Raw genomic sequence first — 13,833 nt, forward strand, 5'->3', positions numbered from 1 at the left:
ATCCTTATAAAATGAGCATTATTTTGAAGGCTGCCAAGCATTGCTCTCAATACCAGCCACTAAATTATTAACCGCTTCACGAATAGCGAGATCAAGCACTTTACCGTTAAGTGTTGAGTCATAGCTTGCTGTTCCACCAAACCCGATGATTTCACGGTTAGAAAGTTCATATTCACCTGCACCTTGAGATGAGAACACCACTTCTGATGTGTTTACATTCACAACGTTTAAATTCACTTTGGCATAAGCAACTTGAGTTTTACCGCGGCCTAAAATACCAAATAATTGGCGATCACCCACTTCTTTACGACCAAATTCAGTGACATCACCAGTAATAACATAGGTTGCACCTTTTAATTGCTGGCTTTGGCCTTTAATACCCGCTTCTTCTTTTAATTCAGATAAGTTAGCTCTATCTAATACATTAAAACGCCCTGTCTGTTGTAAATGTGTCATTAAAATGGTTTTGGATTGATTACCTAATCTATCAACACCATCAGAGAATATTCCATTCATATAACTAGAACGGTTATCAAACTTACCAATTGAAATAGCGCTTTTTGTCCCTGTATAAGTCGTGTTATAGGTTGCAACTTTAGCAACATCTAAAGAGCGAGAAGACTCTGAAGCACACCCTGCAAGTAATGTTGCAGAAACTAAAATCAAGCCAAGCGATAATTTATTTAAATTCATATTAATAACCTAATAAAGGTGAAATAAACTTATAGATATTCATTCTATTAATTAAAATAGAGTTGATATAAACAGAAAAAATGGTTTTCAGTTTTAGCTCATAGAAGTTCACTTAAAAACCTTATTAGTAATAAGGTTATAAGACGATCAACTCATATTTATAATATAAAGGTAATCAGCGATGGGGAGAATAGAAGATAGATGATAAAAACAATAATAAATAAATATAGAGATGAAATAGAGAATACTTTATTTATTATTTTTTTAATATCGCTTAAGTCAGATTAAAACCAAACCGATTAAAAATAAAAAGTAAATGAGAGGATATTTAGTTTGCACTCTTCTTTATCAATGTTTTGTTATTAGAAAATAGCTTGAATAAGGCAAAATAAAAAAATGTGGTGCCATCAATATTCATGACACCACATTCAACAACGTTAGAGCCTCTAGCTCATTAACACCATAACCATAAATGTGTTATTAGCGTTTTTTTCCAAATGCAGCGGCTAACGCGTCACCCATTGCACTATTTCCCGCATTATTACCGTTATTTGTTGATTGACGGTTATTACGAGCTGGCTTCTGCCCTTTATTATTTCTAGGGTGATTATTACTATTACTCGGTAATGATTGTCTATTTTCACTATCACCAGCAACTTCATCTAAACGCATAGTTAATGCAATACGTTTACGAGCTAAATCAACTTCAAGAACTTTGACTTTAACAATATCACCTGTTTTTACCACAGTATGCGGATCTTCAATAAATCGGTCAGCTAAAGAGGAGATATGAACCAAGCCATCTTGGTGTACACCGATATCAACGAATGCACCGAAATTAGTCACATTAGTCACGGTTCCTTCAAGGATCATGCCACTAACTAAGTCATTCATTGTTTCGACACCTTCAGCAAAAGTCGCAGTTTTAAACTCAGGACGAGGATCGCGCCCTGGTTTTGCTAACTCTTTTAAGATGTCATTAATTGTTGGTAGACCAAATTGCTCTGTGATAAACGCTCTTGCATCAACCTGTGAGATCAAAGCGCTATTTCCCATTAAATCGTCAATCTTTTGCTGCGTAGATTGCAGGATATTTTCAACAACTGGATACGCTTCTGGGTGAACTGTTGACGCATCCAGCGGATTTTTACCATCACGAATGCGCAAGAATCCTGCACATTGCTCAAAGGCTTTTGGCCCTAAGCGTGCGACTTTGAGTAACTGTTTTCTATCAATAAAGCGGCCGTTCTCATCACGCCAATTAATAATATTTTGAGCGATAGATTGGCTAAGCCCCGCAACTCGCGTTAATAATGGTACTGACGCTGTATTTAAATCCACACCAACACCATTCACACAGTCTTCAACAACAGTATCAAGTTTTCTGGCTAATAATGTTTGGCTAACATCATGCTGATATTGGCCAACACCAATTGATTTAGGATCAATTTTTACAAGCTCAGCCAACGGATCTTGTAAACGGCGAGCGATAGATACCGCACCACGAATAGACACATCCAAATCAGGAAATTCATTAGCAGCAAGCTCTGATGCAGAATATACGGACGCTCCCGCCTCGCTCACAATTACCTTTTGTGCTTTGACGTCTGGGTAACGTTTTACTGTTTCAGCAAAAAAGCGTTCGGTTTCACGAGAAGCAGTACCATTACCAATCGCCACCAGTTCAACATTATGCTTAATACATAACGCCGCGACACTGGCAGCCGCTTTATCAGCTTGGCCTGTATGTGGATAAATCGTATCGGTTGCAATTAACTTACCAGTGCTATCTACAACGGCAACTTTCACACCGGTACGTAAACCAGGATCAAGCCCCATAGTGGCTCGCATACCCGCAGGTGCCGCCATCAGTAAATCATTTAGGTTTCGAGCAAAAACATTAATAGCTTCTTCTTCCGCCTTTTCTCGTAATTGGCTCATCAATTCTGTTTCAATATGCATTAAAACTTTAATACGCCAAGTCCAGCTTACAACCGCTTTGCGCCAGCTATCTGCTGGTTGGTTGTTTAAGCGTAATCCTAAATGCTCTGTAATCAGTTGTTCACCGTAGCTTTCTTTAGGTGCTTCTTCAAATTGCGGATCAGGATTAAGTGATAATTGTAAAATACCTTCATTACGACCACGAAACATGGCTAACGCACGGTGAGAAGGAACATTGGCAATCGGCTCATGACTGTCAAAATAATCACTAAACTTCGCACCTTCGGCTTCTTTTCCTTCCACTACTTTGGAAACAAGATGTGCATTTTTCCATAAATATTGACGAACTTTCGCCAATAATCCAGCATCTTCAGAAAAACGCTCCATTAAAATATAACGCGCACCATCTAAAGCGGCTTTAGTATCATTCACGCCTTTTTCTGCGTTGATATAAGCGGTTGCTACATCTTCTGGGTTATTTTGTGGCTCATTCCACAACAAGTCTGCTAAGGGCTCTAACCCATTTTCAATGGCGATTTGTCCACGAGTACGGCGTTTAGGCTTATAAGGAAGATAAAGATCTTCAAGCTCTGTTTTACTTTGCGTTTCATTAATTGAAGAACGTAACTCAGGTGTTAATTTTCCTTGTTCTTCAATTGATTTTAAAATGGTTTGGCGACGATCATTGAGTTCTCGTAAATAACTAAGGCGAGTTTCTAACTGACGTAGTTGCGTATCATCTAACCCACCAGTGACCTCTTTACGGTAACGGGCAACAAATGGCACCGTATTCCCTTCATCCAGTAACGTTATGGCCGAAAGGACTTGCTGAGGCTTAACCGTGAGCTCTTCTGCAATAATTCGGCTTAATGATTCATTCATAATATATTTACCTACCGAGAGGAATAATTTTAAAGAGGGCTATTATACACACGCCACACTAAAAAAATTTGGCAAATTTCCGATTACACTCGACAATTATGAGGAAAATAACAGATTAATTTATCATTCACGCTATAGTATCTTTATGAAATTCAATGTTGATGATAGTTTTAATTCGTAATGGCAAAAAGTAACTATATTACTCGTGATGGCTGGTATGCCTTAGACAAAGAGCTAAAATATCTTTGGAAAGAAGAGCGCCCTCGTGTCACACAATCAGTTTCAGAGGCAGCGGCACAAGGTGACCGTTCAGAAAATGCTGAATATATTTATGGAAAGAAGCGGTTACGTGAAATTGACAGACGTGTTCGCTTTTTATCAAAACGTCTTGATGAGCTAAAAATTGTTGACCCCGATCCTCGCCAAGAAGGAAAAGTTTATTTTGGTGCTTGGGTCACGCTTGAAGATGATGACGAAAATGTCAAAACTTTCAGACTTGTGGGGCCTGATGAGTTTGATCCGGCAAAACAGTGGATTTCTATAGATTCTCCTGTTGCCCGAGCTCTCATTGGTAAACAAGTTGATGATGAAATTAGTGTGCAAACACCAGGTGGTGAAGTTAATTACTGCGTATTATCTATCAAATATCATTCGGAATAAGACAAATAAATAGATTTATTACCTTTATTATCACTAAATAACAAGTTTTATCTATAAATTATTAACATTTATTCTTTGGTTTTGGTTTAATATTCTTAACGATGATAGAATTCGCTAACAAAAGCATTTGCACTTCGGGAGCTTAAAAAAATGCAAGAAAGTTATAAAGTGCTAATCGTGGATGATGATTTACGTCTACGTTCACTATTAGAGCGCTATTTGACAGAGCAGGGTTTTCAAATCCGTACTGCTGCAAACGCTGATCAAATGGATCGTCTGCTCACTCGCGAATCTATCCACCTTATCGTGCTCGACTTAATGCTTCCAGGTGAAGATGGCTTATCCATTTGCCGTCGCTTAAGAAGCCAAAACAACCCTATCCCTATTATTATGGTTACAGCAAAAGGGGAAGAGGTTGATAGAATTGTTGGGCTTGAAATTGGTGCTGATGATTACATCTCAAAACCATTTAATCCAAGAGAATTACTGGCTCGCATTCGCGCAGTACTTCGCCGTCAAGCGAACGAATTGCCGGGTGCTCCTTCACAAGATAATGCCATTATCTCTTTTGGTAAATTCAAGCTAAACCTTGGTACACGGGAAATGTTCCATGAAGAAGAGCATATGCCTCTGACGAGTGGTGAATTTGCTGTATTAAAAGTACTGGTATCTCACCCTCGTGAGCCTCTTTCTCGTGACAAATTAATGAGCCTTGCTCGTGGTCGCGAATACAGTGCTATGGAACGTTCAATCGACGTTCAAATTTCTCGTTTACGCCGAATGATTGAAGAGGATCCAACACATCCTCGCTATATTCAAACAGTTTGGGGTCTTGGTTACGTCTTTGTTCCTGATGGAACCAGTGCTCAATGAGAAGGCTGAGGCTTTCCCCTCACAATAAACTGACACGTTCGTTATTTCTGGTTATCTCGCTACTTTTTTTTAGCTTGATAGCCAGTTATATCGTTGTACAGCACCTTATTGTTGGGCCAAGCCTTCAGCAATTTAATAAAGTTTTAGCGTATGAAATACGCACATTAATGCCTGAAGAACTTATTTTAGTTGATGGCACTCCACTCAAAATCTCCCCGGCTTTACGCAATAAAATCTATAGCGAATTAGGTATCTCTTTTTTTGATAAAGAGGCCGCACTTGAGGAAGGACTTTATTGGGCTAAAATCGATGACGATTTAAGTGAACAGATGTCTGAATATCTGGGTGGAGAAACTGAAATTTGGATTGAAAACACGCTGGAATACCCTGTTTTATGGGTTAATACACATATTTCCCCCTCTCTCTGGATCCGTGTTCCTCTCACTGAGTTAGGGCAAAATTTCCTACTGCCAGTTTATCGACAAGCGATTATTTTTATTATCATCGTTGTCGCTTTTTTTTGGCTCTATAACCGTTTTCAAAATCGCCCACTCAATGAAGTAGAATATGCTGCACGTCGTATCGGTAAAGGGGTTATTCCACCACCTATTCCTGAATCTGGCTCCTCTGAAATGCGATCAATCATTCGCGCATTTAATCAGATGTCATCGGGTATTCGTTCATTAGATAATGATAGAACACTCGTTATGGCTGGTGTCAGTCATGACTTGCGTACACCTCTTACCCGTATTCGCCTTGCCACTGAAATGATGAGCCCAGAGGATAGCTATCTTGCTGACTCTATCAATAAAGATATTGAAGATTGCGATGCCATTATTGGCCAGTTTCTAGACTATATGCGCACAGGTAAAGAGATGTCTTTAGAACTGTGCGATATGAATAATCTATTACAAGAAGTCATTTCGGCTGAATCTAATTCAGGTAAAATAAGTGAAGATCATCTTCATCCTGAACCCATTAATATTACGGCTAATCCTATCGCTGTGAAACGAGCACTTGCCAATATGATTGTAAATGCGACCCGCTATGGCCATGGCTGGATAAGTGTTTCAAGTGGAAAAAATGAAGAATATGCATGGTTTCAAGTCGAAGATGACGGCCCCGGTATTCCACAAGAAGACCGACAACGTCTTTTCCAACCTTTTGTTCAAGGTGAACAAGCGCGTAGCTCGACAGGTGCAGGTTTAGGGTTATCCATTATTCGCCGTATTATGGATGCTCACGGTGGTTATGTTGAACTTGATGATAGCGTTAAAGGTGGATTACTTATCCGTGCTAATTTTCCATTAAAAGAGCGTGATGATGAGGATGATTAATTTTTCTTTCTGATAAAGCCCTTTTTTATTCCGCTACTTTTGCTCTATTTTTTCTTCTCCCTCTAAATATTTCATCATTTTTTTACTTTGTCATAAAACTGTCACAATTAAGACATTTAATTGTCATCTAACTGACCTATTGTCTGTGCGTACCGTAACCGAAGTTGATAGATGTCGAAAATTATTCTACCTATCCCACAGGAGGGATTATGAAACTGATGCGTACCACCCTGACTAGTGTCATTGCCGCTGCGTTTTCAATGACCGCTCTTTCTGCGCAGGCAACGACCTCGCTGACTGGTGCTGGCGCAACGTTCCCTGCCCCAGTTTATGCTAAATGGGCAGATTCCTATCAAAAAGAAACGGGTAACAAAATTAACTACCAAGGCATTGGCTCCTCTGGTGGTGTTAAACAAATCATTGCAAACACCGTTGATTTTGGCGCTTCTGATGCACCATTAACAGACGACAAATTACAAGCTGACGGTTTATTCCAATTCCCTACCGTGATTGGTGGCGTTGTTATGGCTGTAAACATTCCTGGTATCAAATCAGGTGAGCTGACCTTAGATGGCGACACTATCGGTAATATCTATCTAGGCAAGATCCAAAAATGGAATGACCCTGCCATCACAAAACTCAATCCAGGCGTAAAATTACCAGACCAGAATATCGCGGTTATTCGTCGTGCTGATGGTTCTGGAACTTCTTTCGTTTTCACTAGCTACTTATCAAAAGTAAATAGCGCATGGAAAGATGAAGTAGGCGCTGGCTCTACCGTAAAATGGCCAACAGGCTTAGGTGGTAAAGGAAATGATGGCATCGCTGCATTCGTTCAACGTGTACCAGGTTCAATTGGTTATGTTGAATATGCTTACGCGAAACAAAACAACCTTGCTTATACTAAATTAGTCACAGCTGATGGCGAAGCAATCGCACCAACAGCAGACAGCTTTAGTGCCGCAGCAAGAAAAATTGATTGGAGCAAAAGCTTTGCACAAGACCTGACTAATCAGAAAGGTGAAAACGCATGGCCGATTACTTCAACCACCTTTATCTTAGTGCATCAAAAACAACAAAATGCAGAAAAAGGTAAAGAAGTGCTGAATTTCTTCAACTGGGCTTATGACAAAGGTAATCAAGAAGCGAAAAATCTAGATTACGCAGTATTACCTGCAGAAGTTGTAGAACAAATTCGTGCTGCATGGAAAACAAGTATTAAAGACAGTAATGGCAAACCGATTTACTAATAAAACCGGTAACCATTAAGAGATAAGTTAACGTTCACCCCCTGCTAACAGGGGGTAATAAATTAAAAGAGGCTTTATGGCCGAGCACACAACGGTAATAAAGGCCCCTAGTAAACGAGGGGACGTTATTTTCAGCGCACTAGTCCGTCTAGCTGCGTTGATTACGCTTTTGCTTTTAACAGGTATCATTGTTTCACTGATTTTTGCCTCATTACCAAGTATTCAGCAGTTTGGTCTTTCATTCTTATGGACAAAAGAGTGGGACCCACCAGCACAGGAGTTTGGTGCATTAGTGCCTATTTACGGCACCATTGTAACGTCAATTATCGCACTGGTTATTGCTGTTCCTGTCAGTTTTGGTATTGCCCTTTTCCTCACTGAATTAGCACCTAATTGGCTAAAACGCCCATTAGGTATTGCGATTGAGTTACTCGCGGCTATCCCAAGTATTGTTTATGGTATGTGGGGACTGTTTGTCTTCGCACCACTGTTTGCAACCTATTTCCAAGAGCCGGTAGGCAATGTGCTTTCTTCTATTCCTATCGTTGGCGAGCTTTTCTCAGGCCCTGCTTTTGGTATTGGTATCTTAGCAGCAGGGGTTATCCTCGCTATCATGATCATTCCTTATATCGCCTCTGTGATGCGTGATGTGTTTGAACAGACACCTGTCATGATGAAGGAATCAGCCTACGGTATTGGCTGTACAACATGGGAAGTAATTTGGAATATCGTTCTACCTTATACCCGTAACGGTGTCATCGGTGGCGTTATGTTGGGATTAGGCCGTGCCTTAGGTGAAACCATGGCGGTGACCTTTATCATCGGTAATACCTACCAATTAGATTCTGCCTCGCTATTTATGCCAGGTAACAGTATCACGTCTGCATTAGCCAATGAGTTTGCTGAAGCAGAAACGGGATTACATACTGCGGCATTAATGGAATTAGGGCTTATCCTGTTTGTCATCACCTTTATCGTACTTGCGATTTCTAAGTTTATGACATTACGTTTATCTAAGAATGAAGGAGCGCGTTAATATGTCTAAAACATCCCCTTCTTCATTACAAGTTCAAACAGAGAGCGAACTGCGAGTACGTCATAAACGCCAACTTTGGCGTCGTCAAAAAAACCGTATCGCACTGTTTTTATCTGTATCTACTATGGCATTTGGTCTTTTCTGGTTAACGTGGATTTTATTCTCAACAATCACAAAAGGCGTTGATGGTATGTCCCTTGCGCTTTTCACCGAAATGACACCGCCGCCAAATACTGATGGTGGTGGATTGGCGAACGCCATTGTCGGTAGTGGATTACTCATTCTTTGGGCCACAGTGATTGGCACGCCATTAGGTATTCTTGCAGGGATTTATCTTGCAGAATATGGCCGTCGCTCATGGCTTGCTGAAACCACTCGCTTTATTAACGATATTTTGCTGTCAGCACCATCAATTGTTGTCGGGCTCTTTGTCTACACTATTGTGGTCGCACAGATGCAGCACTTTTCAGGATGGGCAGGTATTATTGCTCTTGCCTTACTGCAAATTCCTATCGTTATTCGTACCACTGAAAATATGTTGAAGTTAGTGCCTGATAGTTTACGCGAAGCTGCTTATGCATTAGGAACACCAAAGTGGAAAATGATCTCTAAAATCACCTTAAAAGCCTCGATATCAGGCATTATCACAGGTGTGTTATTAGCGATTGCACGTATTGCAGGTGAAACTGCGCCACTGTTATTTACTTCACTATCAAATCAATTCTGGAGCACAGACTTAAACGAACCGATAGCTAACTTACCTGTGACTATCTTTAAGTTCGCCATGAGTCCTTTTGCACAGTGGCAAGAGCTTGCCTGGGCTGGCGTATTACTTATCACCCTCTGTGTTCTATTTATCAATATTATCGCGCGCGTGCTGTTTGCTAAACGCAAGCACGGTTAACGCAGAAAGTTAAGCAAGAGAGACGTTGAATGATTATGGCTAATGATAACGCGGGAAATAAAATTCAAGTTCGTGATTTGAACTTCTACTACGGTAAATTCCATGCGCTGAAAAATATCTCTTTAGATATTGCCAAAAATAAGGTGACTGCATTTATCGGCCCTTCTGGCTGTGGTAAATCAACCTTACTGCGTACTTTTAATAAAATGTATGAGCTTTATGGCGAACAGCGTGCAGAAGGCGAAATTCTACTAGATGGCAACAATATCCTGACAGATAAACAAGATATTGCGCTATTACGCGCCAAAGTCGGAATGGTGTTCCAAAAGCCAACCCCTTTCCCGATGTCAATTTATGACAATATCGCTTTTGGTGTACGCTTATTCGAAAAGTTATCTCGCGCTGATATGGACGAACGTGTTCAATGGGCTTTGACAAAAGCCGCATTATGGAACGAAACCAAAGATAAATTACATCAGAGTGGATATAGTCTATCTGGTGGTCAACAACAGCGTTTATGTATAGCGCGCGGTATCGCTATTCGTCCTGAAGTTTTGTTACTTGATGAGCCTTGTTCAGCACTTGATCCAATCTCAACAGGTCGTATTGAAGAGCTTATCAGCGAACTCAAATCAGAATATACCGTGGTTATCGTGACACATAACATGCAACAAGCGGCACGTTGTTCTGATTACACTGCATTTATGTATTTAGGCGAGTTAATTGAATTTAGCGATACGGATACGTTATTTACGCGTCCTGCGAAAAAACAAACTGAAGATTACATCACTGGGCGTTATGGCTGATAACGAGGCAATAAATGGATAATTTAAATCACAATAAGCATATTTCTGGTCAATTTAATGCTGAGTTAGAGCATATCCGTACTGAGCTGATGGTGATGGGTGGGCTTGTTGAAGAACAGCTGAAAAAAGCCATTATGGCAATGCACAATCAAGACCAAGCACTGGCAAATGAAGTTATTCAAGGTGATCATAACGTCAATATGATGGAAGTCGCTATTGATGATGCGTGTATGCGAATTATTGCTAAACGCCAGCCAACAGCCAGTGACTTACGTTTAATTATGGCGATATCAAAAACGATCGCTGAGCTAGAACGTATTGGTGATGTTGCTGAAAAAATCTGTAAAACAGCACTTGAAAAGTTTTCACATCAACATCAGCCATTATTAGTCAGTTTAGAATCTTTAGGCCAACATGCGATACAAATGCTTCACGATGTTCTTGATGCCTTTGCGCGTATGGACTTGGATGAAGCAGTGCGTATCTATCGTGAAGACGCCAAAATTGATAACGAATATGAAGGTATCGTTCGTCAATTAATGACTTATATGATGGAAGATCCTCGCACTATTCCCAGTGTGTTAACCGCCTTATTTTGTGCTCGTTCTATTGAACGCATTGGCGACCGTTGTCAGAATATTTGTGAGTTTATTTTCTATTATGTAAAAGGTCATGATTTCCGCCATTTAGGGGGAGACCAAGTAGAAAAAATGCTAACAAAAAGTGATGGTAACAATACCACCAAATAAATTTCTCTCTTCTTCTCTTTTCTTACAAACAGCGATAATTATGTCGCTGTTTTTTTATTCCCTCATAAATTTAATACCGTGTTAGCTCAACGCTTTTCCTCACCTTATTCCTTAAAAGTATATCCATATCAATTTTTATTATTTTATGAACTTAGATCAACTTGATAGCGTGATATCCAACATAACGATGATAATTCTTTTCTTTGGGGTGAATAATGAAACTACGTGTTTTGGCAACCGCATTAATTGCAGGCTCTGTGCTTTTCTCTGGTATTGCAAAAGCTGATAAACTTGATGATATAAAAAAAGCAGGTGTAGTACGTATCGCGATTTTTGACAGCAATCCTCCTTTTGGGTTTATTGATCCTCAAACCAAAAAGCTCGCAGGTTATGATGCGGATATCGCCAATGAAATAGCCAAAGATCTAGGTGTAAAACTGGAGCTGCGTCCAACAAACCCAGCAAACCGTATTCCACTGTTAAGCTCTAAGAAAGTCGATTTAATCGCAGCTAACTTCACCATTACCGACGAACGCGCTAAGCAAGTTGACTTCTCTGTTCCTTACTTTGCAACCGGACAAAAATTTATTGCACGTAAAGGGGTTTTAACTAACCCAGAACAAATTCACTCACTACGTATTGGTGCAGATAAAGGTACTGTTCAAGAAATTACGCTACGTGAACGCTATCCCAATACCAAAGTTATCTCTTATGACGATACACCACTGGCTTTCGCCGCATTACGTAACGGTAACGTACAAGCCATCACCCAAGACGATGCAAAATTAGTGGGTTTATTAGCAAATCTTCCTGATGCCATAAAAGCAGATTTTGAAGTGTCATCATTTAGTATCACTCGTGAATACCAAGCAGTTGCAGCAGCTAAAGGTGAAGAGCGTTTAATTAATGAAATCAATAACACCTTATTAAGATTGGAAAAGGAAGGTAAAGCAGACGAGATCTACAATCGTTGGTTTGGCCCTGAAACAAAATCAGCTCAACCTCGTGGTGATTTTAAATTTGCCCCACTATCAGAGCAAACACCACAATCTTGATCTTTAAAGCGTAATAACTTTCTTCTTTCATCAAAATAAAGTTATTCCTTTATTAAAACACCTACCCCGCCTTTGCGGGGTTTGGTGTCTACAATAGGCCTATTATATGTTTGAGCAATTTCTATCACATTACCTTCTTGAGCCACACTATTTAAGTTGGCTTTGGAGTGGTTTTTTAATCACCTTGCTTATCTCTTTTTGGACTATTGTCATTGCAACATTAATGAGCTTTGCCCTTAGTGCTGCAAGAGACAGCACTTTTGCACCATTACGCTGGTTAGCCACGGCTTATACATCGCTATTTCGTAATACTCCACTGTTAGTACAACTATTTTTTTGGTATTTCGCATCTGGAGAAATTCTGCCACAAAGCGCCATGATATGGTTAAACACATCTCATGAGATTGCATTTTTAGGTGTGACGCTTTCTTGGCCTTCTTTTGAATTTTTAGCGGGCATTGTGGGTCTGACATTTTATTCAACCCCGTTTATTGCCGAAGAGCTAAGAGCTGGTATTCAAGGTGTTAAACAAGGGCAAAAATATGCTTCTTTGGCATTAGGTTTAACACAATGGCAATCTATGCGTTATGTGATCCTACCTCAAGCCTTTCGTATTGCTCTGCCCCCTTTGCTGGGTCAATACATGAATGTGATAAAAAACTCATCACTAACTATGGCTATTGGTGTTGCAGAGCTTTCTTACGCATCAAGACAAGTCGAAACAGAGTCTTTACGTACCTTTGAAGCCTTTGGTGTTGCAACGGTTCTCTATATTGCAGCAATCGCATTGATGGAAGCTTGGGGTCAATGGCATCAGCAACGTAAATTAGCACAAGGATATTAAGATGGATTTTACTGTTATTGCTGATAACTGGCAGTACTTACTCTTTGGTGCTTATCCTGATGGACCTTTAGAAGGTGCAGCACTGACCGTCTTTATCAGTATCATTGCAGGTATTGCATCAATTATTTTGGGTACATTAGGTGGCATTGCTTTGGCTATGCTCAGAGGTATCTGGGTTAACCTTTTCGCAGCTTTTTTAGGCTTTTTCCGCGCTATTCCTGTCATTATGTTGATATTTTGGGTCTATTTTTTATTGCCCGTAGTATTAGGAATGGAAATACCTGAAATCACCACCGTAATTTGTGCATTGGCTTTAATTACATCGTCTTATATTGCGCATGGCGTTAAAGCCGGTATTTTAGCGATTGGAAAAGGGCAATGGCAGGCAGGATTATCGTTAGGCTTTAATCGCTGGCAAGTGTTGTGGTATATCGTATTACCACAAGCATTACGCATGATGGTGCCTTCGTTTATTAATCAGTGGATAGCCTTAATTAAAGATACTTCATTAGCTTATGTGGTGGGTGTAGGTGAGCTTTCTTTCTTAGCGACCCAAGTTAATAACCGCAGTATGGTTTATCCAATGGAAGTTTTTCTATTCGTTGCTTTTATCTATTTTATTCTCTGTTTTTCATTGGAAATTATTGCCAATAGAGTAGCGAAATTATTTTCCACACAAAAAGAAAAGCGCCCTTTTTGGCAGATAGTGTTGCCGTTTAAACAACAATCATTTGTTAAGAAAGAAATGGGATAAACAAAAGAGACTAACTTATTGTTTTAATAGAATAAGTTAGTCTCTTTAT

At 39.8% G+C, this 13,833-nt stretch carries 13 protein-coding genes; 11 read left to right on the plus strand and 2 right to left on the minus strand.

Features of this window, described 5'->3' with window-relative positions; all coding sequences use genetic code 11:
- Positions 1-18: 18 nt before the first annotated feature.
- Both GWI68_RS00920 and GWI68_RS00925 read right to left on the minus strand, forming a co-directional pair.
- Positions 19-693, minus strand: coding sequence for a CsgG/HfaB family protein (locus GWI68_RS00920; RefSeq protein WP_166539125.1), 675 nt, complete (start codon positions 691-693; stop codon positions 19-21).
- A 480-nt stretch (positions 694-1,173) separates the two neighbouring features.
- Positions 1,174-3,516 (minus strand): Tex family protein, encoded by a 2,343-nt coding sequence (locus GWI68_RS00925; RefSeq protein ID WP_166539126.1) that lies wholly within the window; start codon positions 3,514-3,516, stop codon positions 1,174-1,176.
- 180 nt (positions 3,517-3,696) lie between these two features.
- On the opposite strand from GWI68_RS00925, the gene greB reads away from it, so the two are divergent.
- The 11 genes from greB to GWI68_RS00980 all read left to right on the plus strand — a co-directional run bounded on the left by greB (position 3,697) and on the right by GWI68_RS00980 (position 13,784).
- Positions 3,697-4,176: a transcription elongation factor GreB gene (greB, locus tag GWI68_RS00930; RefSeq protein ID WP_006534574.1), complete on the plus strand. Its 480-nt coding sequence runs from the start codon at positions 3,697-3,699 to the stop codon at positions 4,174-4,176.
- A 150-nt stretch (positions 4,177-4,326) separates the two neighbouring features.
- A complete protein-coding gene (ompR, locus tag GWI68_RS00935; protein WP_036933800.1) occupies positions 4,327-5,049 on the plus strand; it encodes a two-component system response regulator OmpR in 723 nt (240 codons plus the stop codon).
- The gene (gene envZ, locus GWI68_RS00940; RefSeq protein ID WP_166539127.1) at positions 5,046-6,386 is read left to right on the plus strand and encodes a two-component system sensor histidine kinase EnvZ; all 1,341 of its coding nucleotides are present in this window, start codon (positions 5,046-5,048) and stop codon (positions 6,384-6,386) included. Before ompR ends, envZ begins: the two co-directional genes overlap by 4 nt.
- 209 nt (positions 6,387-6,595) lie before the next feature.
- Positions 6,596-7,636 (plus strand): phosphate ABC transporter substrate-binding protein PstS, encoded by a 1,041-nt coding sequence (gene pstS / locus GWI68_RS00945; RefSeq protein WP_166539128.1) that lies wholly within the window; start codon positions 6,596-6,598, stop codon positions 7,634-7,636.
- 76 nt (positions 7,637-7,712) lie between these two features.
- A complete protein-coding gene (gene pstC / locus GWI68_RS00950; protein ID WP_166539129.1) occupies positions 7,713-8,672 on the plus strand; it encodes a phosphate ABC transporter permease PstC in 960 nt (319 codons plus the stop codon).
- 1 nt (position 8,673) lies between these two features.
- Positions 8,674-9,576, plus strand: coding sequence for a phosphate ABC transporter permease PstA (pstA, locus tag GWI68_RS00955; protein WP_166539130.1), 903 nt, complete (start codon positions 8,674-8,676; stop codon positions 9,574-9,576).
- A 29-nt stretch (positions 9,577-9,605) separates the two neighbouring features.
- The gene (gene pstB / locus GWI68_RS00960) at positions 9,606-10,382 is read left to right on the plus strand and encodes a phosphate ABC transporter ATP-binding protein PstB (RefSeq protein WP_006534565.1); all 777 of its coding nucleotides are present in this window, start codon (positions 9,606-9,608) and stop codon (positions 10,380-10,382) included.
- A 14-nt stretch (positions 10,383-10,396) separates the two neighbouring features.
- Positions 10,397-11,131: a phosphate signaling complex protein PhoU gene (gene phoU, locus GWI68_RS00965; protein ID WP_109408975.1), complete on the plus strand. Its 735-nt coding sequence runs from the start codon at positions 10,397-10,399 to the stop codon at positions 11,129-11,131.
- 215 nt (positions 11,132-11,346) lie between these two features.
- Entirely contained in the window at positions 11,347-12,186 is an 840-nt protein-coding gene (locus tag GWI68_RS00970; RefSeq protein WP_166539131.1) for an ABC transporter substrate-binding protein, read from the plus strand.
- Between the two features lie 106 nt (positions 12,187-12,292).
- Complete coding sequence (locus tag GWI68_RS00975; protein WP_166539132.1) at positions 12,293-13,030, plus strand: amino acid ABC transporter permease; 738 nt, start codon at positions 12,293-12,295, stop codon at positions 13,028-13,030.
- A 1-nt stretch (position 13,031) separates the two neighbouring features.
- Entirely contained in the window at positions 13,032-13,784 is a 753-nt protein-coding gene (locus GWI68_RS00980; protein WP_109408977.1) for an amino acid ABC transporter permease, read from the plus strand.
- Positions 13,785-13,833: the final 49 nt, after the last annotated feature.

The organism is Proteus sp. G2669, from assembly GCF_009915245.1.
GTDB lineage: Bacteria > Pseudomonadota > Gammaproteobacteria > Enterobacterales > Enterobacteriaceae > Proteus.